This window comes from Polaromonas sp. (assembly GCF_018780625.1).
GTDB lineage: Bacteria > Pseudomonadota > Gammaproteobacteria > Burkholderiales > Burkholderiaceae_C > Polaromonas.
Genome location: NZ_JADMJK010000111.1, coordinates 2412 through 19756, shown reverse-complemented (window position 1 = coordinate 19756; position 17345 = coordinate 2412). Strand labels below are relative to the sequence as shown.

The window sequence follows — 17345 nt, the reverse complement described above, 5'->3', positions numbered from 1 at the left end:
ATGAAAAAACTACTCGTTTCCCTTGCGCTGGGGCTGAGCCTGCTGACCGCAAGCGTGGCCGCACTGGCCCAGGCGCCGGCCGCCGCGCCGGCTACCGCGCCGGCTGCAGCCGTTGCTGAAGCCGCAAGCGCCCCAACGGCCACACCTGCCGATGCAGCCTCAGCGCCTGTCGCCATGCCAGCACCCGCTGCCGCAGCGGCTGCGCCCGAGGCCGCCCCGGCTGCCGCACCGGCACCGGTCCCCAACAAGGGCGACACCGCCTGGATGTTGGTCTCCACCATTCTGGTGATCCTGATGGTCGTGCCGGGCCTGGCCCTGTTCTACGGCGGCCTGGTCCGCAGCAAGAACATGCTGTCGGTGCTGATGCAGATCATGGTCACGTTCTCGCTGATCGTCGTGCTTTGGTTCATCTACGGCTACAGCCTGGCGTTCACCGAAGGCAGCGCCTTCTTTGGCGGCTTTGACAGGCTGTTCATGAAAGGCATCTGGGATAACACCGCCGGCACGTTTGCCAACGCGGCCACCTTCAGCAAGGGCGTTGTGATTCCTGAAATCGTGTTTGCCGCCTTCCAGGCCACCTTTGCCGGCATCACCTGCTGCCTGATCGTGGGCGCCTTTGCCGAACGCATCAAGTTCTCGGCGGTGCTGCTGTTCATGGTGCTCTGGTTCACCTTCAGCTACCTCCCGATCGCGCACATGGTCTGGTTCTGGATGGGTCCTGATGCCTACACCAGCGCAGACGTGGTGGACGCCATGACCAGCAAGGCCGGCTACATCTGGCAGTCCGGCGCGCTTGATTTTGCCGGCGGCACCGTCGTGCACATCAATGCGGCGGTGGCCGGGCTGGTCGGTGCCTACATGGTGGGCAAGCGTATCGGCTACGGCAAGGAAGCCATGGCCCCGCACAGCCTGACGCTGACCATGGTCGGTGCCGCATTGCTGTGGGTCGGCTGGTTCGGTTTCAACGCCGGCTCCGCGCTCGAAGCCAACGGCTTTGCGGCCCTGGCCTTCATCAACACCCTGGGCGCTACGGCGGCTGCGGTGCTGGCATGGTGCGTCGGTGAAGCGCTGATGCGCGGCAAGGCTTCCATGCTGGGCGCCGCCTCCGGTGCCGTGGCCGGTCTGGTCGCCATCACGCCCGCTGCCGGCAACGTCGGTATCGGCGGCGGTCTGGTGATTGGCCTCGTGGCCGGCTTCGCCTGCCTCTGGGGCGTGCATGGCCTGAAAAAGCTGCTGGGCGCAGACGACTCGCTGGACGTGTTTGGCGTGCATGGCGTGGGCGGTATTGTGGGTGCGCTGCTGACCGGCGTGTTCAACTCCCCGAGCCTGGGCGGTCCCGGCTTTGTGGCTGACTGGGTGACGGCTACCGGCATCACCGCTGCCGACTACTCCATCGTGTCGCAAGTCTGGATTCAGGCCAAGGCCGTGCTGATCACCCTGGTGTGGTCGGGCGTCGTGTCCTTCATCGCCTACAAGGTGGTGGACCTGACGATTGGTCTGCGCGTCAGCGAAGAAGACGAGCGTGAAGGCCTGGACATCACCTCGCACGGTGAAACTGCCTATAACCGCTGAGCTTGAAAACGCCAGGCGGACTGCCCTGCAAAGGCAGTTTGCCTGATGGCCAAAAATAGTCTCATTGTGATGTTCAGCCCGCTGGTGCCAAGCCAGCGGGCTGTTTTTTTTGCCTGTACAGTTTGCGCTGGCTACATCGGCCGACCCGCTTTTTCAAGGAAACCCCCCCATGACCTGGCACACCGTAGTGACCGCGCCCAGCGAACTGGGCGAGTCCCCGTTCTGGCACCCCGACGAGCAGCTGCTGTACTGGGTCGACATTGCGGCCCGGCAGATTCATCGCGCCAACGTGTTCATGGGCACGCATGAAAGCTGGGCCATGCCCTCGGAGCCCGGCTGCATCGCCCCCGCCAAAACGCAGGGGCAGGCTAGCGGCCTGGTGATCGCGCTGCGAAGCGGAATTTATCGCGCGCGCCAGTGGGGCGGGGCGCTGGAGTTGCTGGCGCCCGCGCGGCACGACCCTGCCACCACCCGTTTCAACGACGGCAAGGCCGACCCGCTGGGACGCTTTTGGGCCGGGACCATTTACGAGCCACGCGATGCCGCCCGGGCGCAGCTGTTTTCACTGGATGGCCGCGGCCCCGCGCCCGCGCTTGAACTCAAGGCCGGCAACGCCACCACCGCCAACGGCCTGGCCTGGTCGCCTGACGCCGGCACCTTGTACTGGACCGACACGCCGCGCCACACCATTCGTGCCTGGGACTGGGATGCTGCCACCAACACCTTGCGCCGCGAGCGGGTGTTTTGCCAGTGGCCCGGCAAGCCCGAAGGCTGGCAGCCCGGCATGGCGGGCTACGGCGGCCGGCCCGACGGTGCGGCGGTGGACGTGCAAGGCAACTACTACGTCGCCATGTACGAAGGCGCCCGGCTGCTCAAGCTCTCGCCCACCGGCGCGTTGCTGGCCGAGTTTGCCGTTCCTGCCCAATGCCCGACCATGCCGTGCTTTGGCGGCGACGACCTGAAAACGCTGTACCTGACCAGCGCCCGCCACGGCCGGCCGGCCCGGGAGCTGCAAATCTACCCGCAGTCGGGTTGTGTGTTTTCCATGCAGGTCGAGGTGCCGGGCTTGCCGGTCAATTTCTTTATCGACTGAATTGCTATTAAATAAATAGCTAATTGATCCCGTAAATATTGGGCTTGATTCTGATTTGATGCCGATTTCTGGCGCATGGCCATGCCGCTGCAAAAAATCCGAACAAACCCCATTCAAAAAAATCAAACCGCCCCGGCGCCTGAGGCGCTTACCATGGTGCTCATGGATTCAGATACCGACATGACCGCTTCAATCGCCGAGCGCGTACGCACCGCAGCCGCAGCAGGCCAGTCGCTGCGCATTCGCGGGGGCGGCAGCAAAGATTTTTACGGCCAGGCGCTGAAGGGGGACCTGCTCGACATGCGCGCCTTTTCAGGGGTACTCAGCTATGAGCCCAGCGAACTGGTGGTGACCGTGCGCGCCGGCACGCCGCTGGCCGAGCTGGAGGCGCTGCTGGCGTCGCAAGGCCAGTGCCTGCCCTTCGAGCCGCCGCACTTCGGTCCGAACGCCACGGTCGGCGGCATGGTGGCCAGCGGCCTCAATGGCCCGGCGCGCGGCAGCGTCGGGGCGGTGCGCGACTACATGCTGGGCGTCACGCTGGTCAACGGCAAGGGCGAGGTGCTGACCTTTGGCGGCCAGGTCATGAAAAACGTGGCGGGCTACGACGTGTCCCGCTTGATGGCCGGCTCGCTCGGTACCCTGGCGCTGCTGCTGGAGGTCTCGCTCAAGGTGTTGCCGGTGGCGCCCGCTGAAAGCACGCTGCTGTTCGAGATGACCGAGGCCCAGGCCCTGAAGCAACTGAACCGCTGGGGCGGGTTGCCTCTGCCCATCAACGCGTCCTGCTGGCAAGACGGCCATTTGGCCGTGCGGCTGCGCGGCGCCAAGGCGGCGGTGGCCGCTGCGCGCGTCACCCTGGGCGGTGAAGCGGCCGACAGCACGGCCGGCGCCCTGTGGTCCGGCCTGCGCGAGCAGACCTTGCCATTTTTTGAGTTGCAGGGCGACGAGTCGCTGTGGCGCGTCAGCGTACCCGACACAGCTGCCGCGCTTGATCTTGGTCCCAAACTCATGGAGTGGGGCGGCGCCCAGCGCTGGCTCAAGCGGCCCGCCAGCCAGGCGCCGTCGATTCGCCAGGCGGCCGCCCAAGCCTTGGGCCATGCCACGCTGTTTCGCGCCGCCGACAAAAGCGTGCCGGTGTTCACGCCGCTCAGTGCCCCGCTGGCGCGCATTCATCACGCGCTGAAACAGCAGTTTGACCCGGCCGGCATATTCAATCCCGGCCGCCTGTCGGCCGACTGGTAAAACCGTGCCTGCGCTGCTGGCCATTTTGCTGCCCGCCCCGTCCTTGCCCCCTTTTCATGCCGACCTTCTGCGCAGCCTGCGTCGCAAGGCCAAGGTGATTGACCCAGCGTCCTGAACATCATGCAAACCAAGCTCGCCCCCGAATTCATCCACACCGCCGACGGAAAAGAGGCTGAAGCCATTTTGCGCAAGTGTGTGCACTGCGGTTTTTGTACCGCCACCTGCCCGACTTACCAGCTGCTCGGCGACGAGCTCGATGGTCCGCGCGGGCGCATCTACCTGATCAAGCAGGTGCTCGAAGGCGAGGTGCCCACGCGTAAAACCCAGTTGCACCTGGACCGCTGCCTGAGCTGCCGCAACTGCGAAACCACCTGCCCCAGCGGCGTGCAGTACGGCCACCTGATCGATATTGGCCGCAAGCTGGTCGATGAACGCGTACCGCGTCCGGCCACTGAAAACGCCCTGCGCTGGGCGCTGAAGGAAGGCCTGCCGTCGCCGCTGTTTGCGCCCGCCATGAAGCTGGGCCAGGCGGTACGCGGCCTGCTGCCCGCATCGCTTAAAAACAAGGTGCCCGCCCCCCAGGATGCCGGCCGCTGGCCGACCCGCCGGCACCCGCGCAAGGTGCTGATGCTGGCCGGCTGCGTGCAGCCCGCCATGAGCCCCAACATCAACAGCGCCACCGCCCGCGTGCTGGACGCCGCCGGCATTCAGGCCGTGCTGGCGCCCAAGGCCGGCTGCTGCGGCGCCGTGAAGTTTCACCTCAATGACCAGGACGGCGGCAAGGCCGAGATGCGGCGCAACATCGACGCCTGGTGGCCCTATGTGGACGCGGGCACTGAGCCGGGTGTGGAAGCCATCGTCATGAACGCCTCGGGCTGTGGCGTCACCGTCAAGGAATATGGGCACATACTGAAGGGCGACCCGGTCTACGCCGACAAAGCCGCCCGCATCAGCGCCTTGACGCGCGACCTGAGCGAGTTGCTGCCAGAACTGGTGGAGCAACTGCGTCCCCAGGTCGCCGCCCGCGCAGGCCAGATTGCCTTTCACCCGCCCTGCACCCTGCAGCACGGCCAGCAACTGCGCGGCGGCGTGGAGCAGCATCTGGGCGCGCTCGGTTTTGATATCAAGGTCGCCAGCTGCGAAGCCCATTTGTGCTGCGGCTCGGCGGGCACCTATTCAGTGCTTAACCCCAAAATTTCCTACCAGCTGCGCGACCGCAAGCTCGCCAACCTGAGCGAGATGCAGCCCGAAGTGATTGTGTCGGCCAACATCGGCTGCATTACGCATTTGCAAAGCGGCACCGCCACGCCGGTGCGGCATTGGGTCGAAGTGCTGGATGAAGCGCTATTGAATAAATAGCGGTTTTCGTCTCTTTGGCGCCTTGGTGCATCACCTTCTCAGCGCCCTGGTCTTCGCTCTCCCCCCGTTTGGGCGATGGCTCCCCATCAAGTCCTGGTCTTGCCCTTGCGGCAGCGCCATGCGCGCTCCACTCTGAACTGTTCGGCAATGCCGGAGTTCTTTCATCTGCAGCCCTTGATTGAGCAAGGCGCTGCACTTCAAATTTGAGCCCCTTCCCTGGCGCAGTGTTCCTGCAAAGTCCGCGATCGTTTTCGGCGCCAGGATCAGCGCTGCTGTTCAAAAAATCCTGTGGGCTTGCGCATCGCGGAAACCGGAAAAACCTGCCGGAAGTCATCGTTGGCGTCGATGGCCGTTACAGATCTACTGATTTTCATGTAAGTAAATAAGTCTGAAAACAATTAAATATCCAAAAATTTCCATGAAGATGTTGGAAATATGAAAGAATTTTCATAAAAATGGTGACTTTTTATGCTTTTTTGGAGTTTGTTTAGCGGGGAAAAATTAATTTTTTGTAAAAAAAGCTTAAATTAGTTCATATCAAAATGTAATTATTTTTCTTAAGAACCCGCTGCCAAACGATCAAAACAAGGTCATGCAGTCGAGTTTTGAGGCCTGACAACGGGGTATTCGATGATGAAGTCGCTTTTAAGTCTCTGTATTTTTTCCGCCAGCCTGGCCATGGGGCAGGCCGCCTGGGCTCAGCGTGCCGACGTGACCTCGACGCTCCTCGCGCAACGCGTGGACATGGTCGATGGCAAGGCCGTTCTCCGGCCTGCCGCACAAGGCAAGCCGGGTGATCTGATTGACTACAGCAGCACCTACCGCAACGGCGGCACTGCGGCGGCGGCCAAGCTGCTGGCGACCGTGCCGGTGCCCATGGGCACCACGTTTGTTGCGGGCAGCGCCTCGCCTGCCGCCGCGCAGGCGTCAACGGACGGCGCCCGCTTTGCCCCCATGCCCCTGATGCGCATGGTCAAACAGTCCAACGGTGCTGAACGAGCGGAGCCCGTGCCGCTGGAGCAATACCGCGCCCTGCGCTGGGAAGTCGGCACCCTGGCTGCAGGTGGCAGTGCTGCGGTCGGGTTGCGGGTGCGCATTGATGCCCCCGAGTCCAGCGTCAGCGCCAGAGCCAAGCCGTGAAGTAAGCCCCGTTTTCCACGCTTCGATACCGAACCCTGCGGTTCGGGGAGTCCTCGTGCGTCATTTTTATCTTTTTCTGAAATTAACGTTCACCCAAGAAACCAGGAGTAAGCCCCATCATGTACGCCACACCCCCAGGTCCGCAGCCCCTTCGGCTGCCTCATTTCTTTACGCATTGGCTGGTCGGGCTGTTTGTTACCCTGCTGCTGGCGTTTGCCGGCATCGGGGCGCATGCGGCCGCGCCGCCAGCGGGCACGTCCATCAGTAACCAGGCTTCCGCGGCCTACACCGACGTCTCCGGCGTTGCGCGCACCGTAACGTCCAACACCGTAAGCACCTCGGTCACCCAGGTGGCCAGCATGACGCTTGTGGCCAATGGTGCCCAGACCGCCACGCCAGGCAGCGTGGTGTACTACCCGCACACCCTGACCAATACCGGCAACGGCTCGGACACGTTTAGCCTGGCAGCGGCCAGCGCAGCGACACCTTTCCAACTGGCGAACGTGCAGATCTTTGTCGACAACGGCAGCGGTGCGCCCACCGGTCCGGCCATCACGTCCACCGGTGCACTCGCTTCGGGCAGCGCCTTTAATTTCATCGTGACGGGCACAGTGCCCAGCACGGCGACGTCAGGACAGACCAATGTGATCACCGTGACGGGAACGAGCGCGTTCTCTGCCTTGACCCAGTCCAACACCGATACCACCACCGTCACGGGCAACGCAGTGGTCACACTGACCAAGTCCATCAGCGCCGCCAGCGGTGCGCCAGGCAGCGGTCCTTACACCTACACCCTGACCTACACCAACACCGGTAACAGCACTGCCACCGCCGTGGCGATCACCGACGTGATCCCTGCAGGCATGAGCTATGTGGCGACGTCGGCGCGCTGGAGTGTGACAGGCACTACGGCGCTGAGCGACGCTGGCGCGACTGCGGGCACTGCGCCCAACACCCTGGTATCTTCCTACACCGCAGGCAGCAAAACCTTCCTGGCCACCCTGGCACAGGTCGCGGCAGGCCAGTCGGGTACCCTCAGCTTTCAGGTGAATGTGCTTGCTGGCACGACAGCCGGTGTTCAGAACAACACCGCCACAACGTCCTACAACAATGGCGCAGGCACCACCGTGACCGGCACGTCCAACACCGTGCCTTTCAACGTGCTGCAAGCGGCTGCCTTGAGCTTCACCGGCGATACGGTGCCAGGTCCTGCGGCACCCGGCTCCACGGTCAGTTTCACCAACCTGGTGACCAACAACGGCAACAGCACCGACAGCTTCAACATCACGCTGTCCACCGGCAGCTTTCCTGCGGGCACCACCTTCCAGCTGTTCAAGAGCGATGGCGTCACCCCGATGGTGGATACCGCCCTTGACGGCATCATCGACACCGGTCCTTTGGCTCCCGGTGCTTCCTACAACGTGATCCTCAAGGCCACCTTGCCCCTGAACGCGACCAACGCAAACGCACCATTCAGCGTCGTGAAAACGGCCACCTCGGTATTTAACCCGGGCGTGTCTACAACGGCCACCGACACGCTCTCGGCGATCACTGCGGCCTCTATGGACCTGACCAACAACGCCGCTATTGGCGCCGCTGGCGTGCTGGGTAGCGGTGCGGGTCCCGAGGTCTCCGCACTGGTGACCAACAGCGTGAACCCTGGCAACACCACGGTGTTCACGCTGGTGGCCAACAACACCGGCCCATCGCCTGACAGCTACAGCCTGGGCGCCAGCACGGTGGCCGGTTTCGGCAGCACGATCCTGCCTGCGGGCTGGACCGTGACCTTCAAGGCAAACGTTGGAAACGTTTGTACCACCACCGGCGCCACCATCACCAACACGGGTTCCGTGGCAGCCGGTGGTTCTGTCATGGTCTGCGCCGTGGTCACGGTGCCGGCAGGGGTTGCCGCAGGAACGAGCGATCTGTATTTCCGCACGCTATCGCCGACCTCCGGTGTCAGCGACACTTTGCATGATGCCGTGACGGTCAATGCCGTGCGCTCCCTCAGCATCACGCCTAACGGCACGGGTCAAACCTACCCTGGCGGCTCCTATGTCTACAGCCACACGCTGACCAACACCGGCAACGTGCTGGAAGGCAACGGTACCGTCAGTACCATCACGCTGCCCTCTGCCAACAACCAGGCCGGCTGGACATCCGTGATGTATTACGACTTGAACGGCAGCGGTGGGCTGGATGCGGCTGATCCGCTGATTTCGGGCAGCCTGCATGCCGTGCTGGCCCTTGGCTTGGCTCCTGGCCAGTCCATCACCGTGTTCAACAAGGTGATTGCCCCGAGTGGCGCTGTGCCCGCCTCCGTGAATGCGACCACCATCACGGCGACTTCCGCCAACGGTACCAACACGTATATCGTCGTGGCGCCTGCGCCGTCGGTTGCGACGGACAGCACCACGGTGATCGCCGGTAACCTGACGCTGAACAAAGGCCAGTCGCTGGACGTGACCTGCGACGGTGTTGCTGACACGACCTACGGCACGGGCAGCCTGAGTGCCAAGCCCGGCGAGTGCGTGCTGTACCAGATCACGGTGACCAACGTGGGCTCGGCCGACGCGACAGCCGTCGTCGTGTCGGACGCCACGCCCAGCTACACCTTGCTGAGCACCGCGCCTGCCACTTCGGTGGGCACGATTGCCGCCGGTGCTCCTTTGGTGGGTGCGGCCGGCACCATCACCGCCACCGTTGGCACCCTGGCGCCTGGCCAGTCGGCTGTGTTGACCTTCGGTGTGAAGATCAACAACTAAGCCAGCACTCTCAGTGCTGTGCGGAGGAAGGTGAAAGCCTTCCTCCGCTTTTCACAATCTGCAGCACTTGCAGATTGTGAAAAGCGGCTTACCGCAACCTGCCGGTCCCATTTTTTCCTCATGTTCTATCGACTACTGCGCAAACTGTTGCCCCTGTGTCTGCTGCTGCTTTGCGTGGCTGCAGTGCAAGCGGCGCCTGTGGCTTTGGGCACGGTCATCAGCAACACGGCCACAGCCACTTTTCTGGATGTGGCCACCGGGCTTGCGGCGCAGCTGAAATCCAACACCGTGAACACCCGCGTGACCGCGCTTGAAGCCCTCACGCTGACCAGCAGCCAGAGCGTGCCGATCGGCAGCGGCGGCCCCTTCGCGATCAGCCATACGCTGACCAACACTGGAAACGCGCCAACCAGCTACCTCATCAGTGCAACCCTTGCTTCGGGCAGCGGCTTCACGCCGGTCAATCTTCAGGTGGTGCATGACGTCAATGGCAACGGCCGGGCTGATGCGGGCGAGCCGGTCATTCCAGCTGGCGGCGCGCTGTCGCTGGTGGCCGGCGCCAGCGCCCATCTGCTGATCACGGGCCAGTCGCCAGTCGCCGCTGTGCCCGGTCAAACTGCCCAGATCGTTCTGCGCGCCGTGAGCCAGTCGCAGGGCGCCACGGCCAGCAACACCGACACTGTCACGTTCACCAGCGGTGCCGTCCTTGGGGTGGTGCTGGTTGTGTCATCCGCCACGGCCACCGTGGGGGTTGACCTGGGCCTGACGGCAACCGTCACCAACAGCGGCAATATGGCGGCCTTGCCCATGGACGTCATCGTGAACGGTGCGCCGGCCTCCTTGTTCGTGCTGCGCGTGCCCATGCTGACCAACGTGTCTTTGGTCTCCGTGCAAGCGTCCACCACCCCTGGCGCCCAGACCCTCTACCATGTGCAGGGCACGGTGGCCAACAGTTACGTGTCCGCCGTGCCAGCGGGGGCGGTGGTTGACGCCGTGGCTTGGGGAGTGGCCAATTTGCCCCAGGCAACCCGCCTGCAGGGCCAATTGAGCGTCCGCGTCAACGCCAGTGCGGTGGGCACGATTGAAGGCCCGGCGTACGCGGACTGGCGCGACCTCGGTGCCCCGCTCAGCACCATTAGCAACTCCGTGCGGGTCGTGCTGCCCGTGTACCCGACCAGCATTTCCTTTTACACCAGCGCGCAATACACCCGGCTCACGTCACAAGGTACGCCCGGCAACCCCTTGTTTGTGCAGGTCAATGCGACCGCATGCACCGGCAATCCGGTTCAAATCGCCACGGTGCCGGTCAAGCTGCTCAGCCGGCTGACGGGCGATGTTGAAACCTTCACCGCCACTGAAACCGCGCCCAACAGCGGTGTGTACCGCATTTTGCCCAACGTGCCCACGACCAACGGGGCGGTGACGGTGGTGGCCTCAGGCAACGGCACGCTGGAGGTGCTGCGCGACGACCAGATCACGGCCTCCATCACGGCCTGCGGCGGCGTTGCCGTGAACGCCGCCGCCACCATGCTGATCGACCCCAGCGGAGTGCTCTACGACAGCCAGACCAATTTGCCCGTGGCCGGCGCGCGCGTGCAACTGATAGACGTGACTGGCGCGGGCAACGGCGGCAAGGCAGGCGGCGCCGCCATCGTGTTTCAGCCCGATGGCACCATGCCAGCGCCCAGCACCATCGTCACGGGCGCCGATGGCCGCTACGATTTTCCGCTGGTGGCGCCCAGCACCTACCGGCTGCTGGTGACGCCGCCGGCCGGCTTTACCTTTCCGTCCCTGCTGCCCATGGACCAGCAGCCCGCCGGTCGCGACCTTGAAACACCGGGCTCTTACGGCGGCCTCTTCGTGGTCGACCTTTTGCCCGTGAGCTTTGACATCCCGCTGGACCTTGGCAGCTCGGGGGGCTTGTTCATCCAGAAAACCGCCAACAAAAAAACCGCTGAAGTCGGCGACTTCGTCAATTACGCCATCACGCTGGACAACGTGACCCCGGCCATCCTGATCAACACCGTCGTGAACGACAGCCTCCCTGCGGGGTTTGCCTACGTGCGCGGCACGGCGCGGCTTGACGGCGTGCTGCTGGCCGACCCGTCCGGCGGTTCTGGCGTCAGTTTGCGGTTTGCGGTGGGCAGCATCGTTCCCGGCAAAAATCCGGTGTTGAGCTACCGGGTGCGCGTGGGCGCGGGCAGCCAGGGGGGCGACGGCATCAATACCGCGCAGGCCGTCAGCCGAAGCATGCAGTCCAACCGCGCCAGCGTGCGCGTGCAGGTGGTTGGTGGCGTTTTTTCCGCGAAGGCTTACCTGGTGGGCAAGGTGTTTGCGGATTGCCGCAAGGACGACACCCGCGATGAAGAACAAAACGGCGTCCAAAATGCCGGTGACCCCGGCATTCCCGGCGTGCGGATTTACCTGGAAGACGGTACCTACGCCGTGACGGATGAAGAAGGCAAATACAGCTTTTATGGCCTGAGCCCGCGCACCCATGTGGCCAAGCTGGACAGCACCACCTTGCCGGCAGGCGCCACGCTCAAGGTGTTGAACAACCGCAGCGCGCTGGATGCGGCCAGCCAGTTTGTCGACCTGACCCACGGCGAGTTGCGCAAGGCCGACTTTGCCGTGAACGAATGCAGCCCTGACATTCGCGCGCAAATCCTTGCGCGGCGCAAGGCGCTGGCCAATCCGTCAGAAATTTTGCAGGCTGCAGGCCGCTTGCTGTCTGCCAACCCGGGCGCGGTCACGGCGGACGCACGCACCTTGCCGTCCAGCGGCCGCATGGGTTTGCCCGGCGCACTGCAGGCCAATGCTGGCGCGAACGCCCTGGCCTTGCCTGGCGCAGCCACCGCCCCGCTTCCTTCTGCGGCGGGGCTGGGCGCGGTGGGCGATACCGGCGGCCCTTACGCGCCCAATGCCCAGGGCTTGCCCGCGCCCCTCTTCACGCCGCTCGCCGTGGCGCAGCCGGCGAGCACCCTGGACGCCGACGCCCCGTCGTCGGCGGCTGCTGAAGATGCGGCACCGACGCTGGAGCCGCTGGAAGACCTGCTGTCGGCACTGAACTCCGACGTCGGGTTTATCGGCCTGCAGGATGCGCAGGTGCTCGCCAGCAACCAGACCCGTGTTCGGGTCAAGGGTCCGCTGGGCGTCAGCTTTGAACTGCTGGTCAATGACCAGCTGGTGCCCGTCAGCCAGGTGGGCAAAAAAAGCAGTCTTGAAAAAACCGCCACCCTCGCCTGGGAATACATTGGCGTGAACCTTGCCGCTGGCCGCAACACATTGCGCGTGCGCACGCTCGACGGGTTTGGCAATACCCGCGGCAGCGCCCAGATTACCGTGCGCGCGCCCGGTCCGCTGGCCCGCATCCTGATCGACGCACCACCGCAGCCCGTGGCCGATGGTGCCAGTGCCGTGCCGGTGGCCGTGTTGCTGCGCGACGCGCAGGACCTGCCGGTGGCGGGGCGCCAGCAGGTCACCCTGCAGGCCAGCATGGGCCAGTGGCAAACGCCCGACCTTGACCCGCGCCAGCCGGGCATCCAGGTGTTTGTTGAAGGCGGCGTGGGCCGCTTCCTGTTGCTGCCGCCAGCCCAGCCCGGCAAGGCCGAACTGGTCGCGACCAGCGGAGCGCTCAAGTCCGCCACGCAAGTCGAATTCATGCCGAATTTGCGCCCCATGATTGCCGCCGGCCTGGTCGAGGGCACCATCAATCTGCGCAACCTCAACCCTGCGGCCTTGCAGCCTGCGCAAAGCGGGGATGTGTTCGAGCGCCAGATTCAAAGCATGTCGCGCAGTCTTGGCAGCGGCAAGGGTGACGTGGCTGCGCGCACCGCGCTCTTTTTGAAAGGCAAGGTGCTTGGCTCGACCTTGCTGACGCTGGCCTACGACTCGGACAAGCCTTCAGACACGGCGCTATTTCGCGATATTCAGCCCAACCAGTTCTACCCGGTGTATGGCGACTCGTCGGCGCGCGGCTTTGATGCCCAGTCCACCGGCAAGCTCTACGTCATGTTGCAAAACGGCAGCAACTACGCGCTGCTTGGTGACTACACCACCCAGACCGACAACCCCGCACGCCAGTTGACGCAGTACACGCGCGCGCTCAATGGCGCCAAGGGGCGCTGGCAAGAGGGGGCCGTCACGGTCGAGGGGTTTGCCAGCCGCACCTCCAGCCGGCAGATCGTTCAGGAATTTCGTGCCAACGGCACCTCCGGGCCATTCCGGCTTGATGTCAACGGTGTGGTCAACAGCCAGCAAGTCAATATCCTCACGCGCAACCGCAACCAGCCCTCGGTGGTGGTCAAGGACACGCCGCTGGCCGCCTTCACTGACTATGAACTGGAGCCGTTCACGGGCCAGTTGCTGCTCAAGAGCCCGGTGCCCAGCGTGGACGCGGACCTCAATCCGGTGTTCATCCGGGTCGGCTACGCCATCGACGCGGGCGGCCCCAAGCACACCGTCGCAGGTGCCGACGCCAGGGTCCAGCTCGGCGGGGGCGTGACGCTGGGCGCAACAGTCCTGCGCGACGCCGATCCGCTCAATGTCCAAAACCTGGCCGGCGTCAACCTGACGGCCAAGCTGGGCGAAAAGACGGTTGCCACGGCCGAGCTGGCCCGCAGCCGCACCGACCTGCAAGGCAGCGGCAGCGGCCAGCGCGTGGAAATTCGCCATGAAGACACGCAACTGCAGGCCCATGCCTGGGGCGCGCGCACCGATGCCGGGTTTTACAACCCCAACAGCCGGCAGTCCGCCGGCCAGTCGGAATACGGCGCCAAGGCGGGCTACCGCGTCGATGAGACAAATCGGCTGGTGGCCGAGGCCCTGAAAAGCTCCAACAGCGTCACGGGCGCTGAGCAAACCGGCATGGAACTCAAGCTTGAGCACAGTCTGCCGGGCAATGCCAAACTGGAAGTGGGCGTGCGCTACGGCCGCGCCAATGCCTATTCGGTGTTGCCCGCCCTGCCCATGCCCGGTGCATTGATTCCGGTGCCGGCACCTTCCGGGGCAGTGGCCGATTCACCCCAGGTTGGTACCACCAGCGCGCGCCTCAAGCTCACCGTGCCGGTGCCTGGCCTGCCCCAGGCCGAGGTTTTTGGACTGGCCGAGTATGCCATTGACGGCAGCGATGGGCACCAGATCGGCGTGGGCGGCAACTACGCGATCAACCCCACGACCAAGCTGTATGTCCGTCACGACTTCATCAACAGCCTGAACGGCATCTACACACTCAATCCTGCGGTGTCGCAATACACCACGGTGGCGGGTCTCAACACCGCGCTTTCCGACAGTACGCAAGTGTTCAACGAGTACCGGGTGGGGGACAGCATTCATGGCCGCAGCAGCGAAGCCGCAGTGGGCCTGCGCCGGCTCTGGCGCCTTGAAAGCGGCCTGGGGCTGAGCGGCAGCCTGCAGCGCATCAAGCCCCTGTCGGGCGGCGTCGCCAACGACTCCAGCGCCGTGACGGTAGCCGTGGACTACGCCGTGGCCAGCGACTGGAAGGCCTCTGGCCAGGCGCAGTGGCAAACGTCCGCCACCACGCGCAGCTGGCTGCTCACCGCCGCGATGGCCCACAAACTCGACGAAGAGTGGACGCTGCTGAACCGCGCCTTGTACAGTACGCAAACCAGCTCGGGGGTCGCGGGCGGAGAACGCCAACTTGTCACGGCGCAGTCGGGCTTTGCGTATCGCCCGGTGCAGACCAACGTCTGGAACGCGCTGGGCCGCATCGAATACAAGCGCGACGCGGACAGCACCCTGGGCGCAGGCTTGATGCGCGATGAATCCGCCTGGATCATCTCCTCCCATGTCAACGTTCAGCCTGACCGCCGCTGGCTGGTCACCGGGCGTTACGCCGCCAAGTGGGTTACCGACCGTTCCAACGGCCTGGTTAGCAAGTCCTTGACCCAGTTGGCGGGCGCCCGCTCGACCTGGGACATGACCGAACGCTGGGACGTGGGCCTGCAAGGTTACCGCATGTGGGGCGACGGCGCCGCTGAAAGCGCCGTTGGGATCGAAGTGGGTTACCTGGCCTGGAAAAACCTGTGGCTGTCACTGGGCTACAACATCAAGGGCTTTAACGCCGCGGAACTGGCCGGAGAGGCGTATACCCAGCGCGGCCTGTACCTGCGGATGCGCTTCAAGTTTGATGAAAACCTGTTTGAAGCTGGAACCCGTGTCCACGCCATAATGCAAAAAATTGATCAATGATGTGCCTGGGCTCAGATGCCTGCATGATTGAAGGCCGCACTGTTTTGCTTGCTGGGTCTCGACTGCGCGTGCGGTACGTGGCATGCCGCAAGGGCAGGCATGTGGAGATTTTTCCCAATAAAGACGATTTTTATCGGATTTTAATTGGGTTTGAAAAAGAGTTGTTTTTGAGTATTTAAAAAGTATGTTTCGTATATTTTTATTTGTTATATTTTTGTTGGGTTCATTTTCGTCTGTCTGGGCGCTTGTCGATATTGGGGTAATTTCATCGACGCAGGATCAAACATGTTTGGGAACTCGCGCGGGTGGTCCGCTAAATTGCACGGCCAATGAATTTACGGTGATTACCAGTTTTAGTGCCGCCGCGGGTACGCCACCTTTTTGTGTCGCGGGAGAGAGTTTTGATTTTCTGGTGGATTTGCAGCTTTCGGGAAGTAAGGCGAATCGCTACAATGTCGGGTTTTTTGTAGGACAAAATGGAAATATTCCGGGAAATACCGTTGCCAGTACGTCTCCTGATCTTTGTTCGGTCAATGTATTCCCGGTTTCACCACTCCCCTGGAATAATGCGACGAACGATGTTTGCGGAGACCTTCAGACCTTAAACAATGCTGCGCCACCCTACGAAAGTACCGTTGCGACTATTAATAAAATAAAGGTGAAATGCCAGGTCGACGCCGCATCCGGTGGTAGTGATTTGGTCGTTCCTTATACCATTTCGTGGTTTCAAAATACCGGCGGTAATTTTTGTAGCGGTCCTGGCGATGTCTTTACCGACACCACATCAAAATGCCAATCTGGTTTTGGGAAGGTTAATGCTATTAATCCCGTTAAAGTGGGTGCTTATGTTGATGTGACCAAGGCTACCTTGCCTGCGGGTAATACGACTCAGTCCTTTGTCTACAGGGTGACCGGACCGATTAACTCTAAAGTCGGTACAAAAATTGGCACAGTTTATACTTCGGCTGTAATTAATTCAGCAGCGGATGGGATCAACGTCTCCCTAAAAGGCGGCGAGACTGCGAGGTTTTTTATTGATGCGGATGCCACCACTTCAAAAACACTCACAATTACCGAGGCTGCAACGCCTGGTTGGGAATCTACGGCCAATGCGATCAGTTGCACGCCCATCGCAGGCACGCCCGCCATCACAACGAGCCTGCCGAACCGCAGTATTGCCGCCAATTTAAGTGCGACCAACAATGCAGCACGCTGCACTATTACCAACCAGCAAAGCTCAAAAATAAGCCTTGCCAAAACGGTTGGTGGGCGCGTCAGCAGCACGGATCAATTTACCGTGAGCGCCAGCGGCGGCGGGACTTTGCAGGGAAGCGCATCGGCCACGACCGCCGGCGCCGCTACCAGCGGCGCGACCACCTTCTACAGCAGTCCTGGTGTCGCGCTGACCCTGGCCGATGTGGCCGCCGGCACGACTGTGCTGAACAACTACGACGCCCGCCTGACCTGCACCAATGCCTTGTCCGGCACGCCCGGGTACACGCTCAACTCCGCCATGCCCAATAACGTCAGCACCACCAGTGCCAGCATCACGCCTGTTGCAGGCGACGACATCAGTTGCACCTACACCAACACGCCAAAGCCCAGAATCACCTTGAACAAAGCCATCAGCGCGGCGGGCGGTGGACGCGTGCGCAGCACCGACCAGTTTGTTTTGGCCATGACGGGCGCAACGCCCGTCACCACGACGGGCACGGGAAACGCTGTCACCTCGGCACCTGTGTCATTGGTCGCCACGGCAGGCGTCCCCATCACCGTGTCGGAAACCGCAGCCTCGACCACGCCGGCCACCAATCTGGCCAACTACACCACGACCTATGCCTGCACCAACAGTGGCACGGGCGGCACGGTGGTGACCGCCGGCACGGGCGCCAGTTTTACGTTCACGCCCGCCAACAACGACGTGGTGGCGTGCACCTTTACCAATACCCGTAAAAGCGCCACGCTGG

At 63.0% G+C, this 17345-nt stretch carries 8 protein-coding genes; all 8 read left to right on the top strand.

Going from position 1 to position 17345, the window contains the following annotated elements; all coding sequences use genetic code 11:
- Entirely contained in the window at positions 1-1572 is a 1572-nt protein-coding gene (amt, locus tag IV091_RS09800; RefSeq protein ID WP_293468150.1) for an ammonium transporter, read from the top strand.
- A 169-nt stretch (positions 1573-1741) separates the two neighbouring features.
- Entirely contained in the window at positions 1742-2665 is a 924-nt protein-coding gene (locus IV091_RS09795; protein WP_293468148.1) for an SMP-30/gluconolactonase/LRE family protein, read from the top strand.
- Positions 2666-2845: 180 nt separating this feature from the next.
- Positions 2846-3904, top strand: coding sequence for a glycolate oxidase subunit GlcE (gene glcE / locus IV091_RS09790; protein WP_293468146.1), 1059 nt, complete (start codon positions 2846-2848; stop codon positions 3902-3904).
- 120 nt (positions 3905-4024) lie between these two features.
- The gene (gene glcF / locus IV091_RS09785) at positions 4025-5263 is read left to right on the top strand and encodes a glycolate oxidase subunit GlcF (protein WP_293468144.1); all 1239 of its coding nucleotides are present in this window, start codon (positions 4025-4027) and stop codon (positions 5261-5263) included.
- Between the two features lie 633 nt (positions 5264-5896).
- On the top strand, positions 5897-6403 hold the full coding sequence (locus IV091_RS09780) for a hypothetical protein (protein ID WP_293468142.1): 507 nt from the start codon (positions 5897-5899) through the stop codon (positions 6401-6403).
- Between the two features lie 119 nt (positions 6404-6522).
- On the top strand, positions 6523-9168 hold the full coding sequence (locus tag IV091_RS09775; RefSeq protein WP_293468140.1) for a hypothetical protein: 2646 nt from the start codon (positions 6523-6525) through the stop codon (positions 9166-9168).
- 120 nt (positions 9169-9288) lie between these two features.
- A complete protein-coding gene (locus tag IV091_RS09770; RefSeq protein ID WP_293468138.1) occupies positions 9289-15378 on the top strand; it encodes an SdrD B-like domain-containing protein in 6090 nt (2029 codons plus the stop codon).
- Between the two features lie 184 nt (positions 15379-15562).
- The coding region (locus IV091_RS09765) for a hypothetical protein (RefSeq protein WP_293468136.1) at positions 15563-17345 on the top strand (1783 nt) is incomplete at its 3' end.

Excerpts from the sequence above, each read along its gene's own strand:
- amt (WP_293468150.1), top strand. The coding sequence starts at position 1 with ATGAAAAAACTACTCGTTTCCCTTGCGCTGGGGCTGAGCCTGCTGACC.
- IV091_RS09795 (WP_293468148.1), top strand. The coding sequence starts at position 1,742 with ATGACCTGGCACACCGTAGTGACCGCGCCCAGCGAACTGGGCGAGTCC.
- glcE (WP_293468146.1), top strand. The coding sequence starts at position 2,846 with ATGACCGCTTCAATCGCCGAGCGCGTACGCACCGCAGCCGCAGCAGGC.
- glcF (WP_293468144.1), top strand. The coding sequence starts at position 4,025 with ATGCAAACCAAGCTCGCCCCCGAATTCATCCACACCGCCGACGGAAAA.
- IV091_RS09780 (WP_293468142.1), top strand. The coding sequence starts at position 5,897 with ATGAAGTCGCTTTTAAGTCTCTGTATTTTTTCCGCCAGCCTGGCCATG.
- IV091_RS09775 (WP_293468140.1), top strand. The coding sequence starts at position 6,523 with ATGTACGCCACACCCCCAGGTCCGCAGCCCCTTCGGCTGCCTCATTTC.
- IV091_RS09770 (WP_293468138.1), top strand. The coding sequence starts at position 9,289 with ATGTTCTATCGACTACTGCGCAAACTGTTGCCCCTGTGTCTGCTGCTG.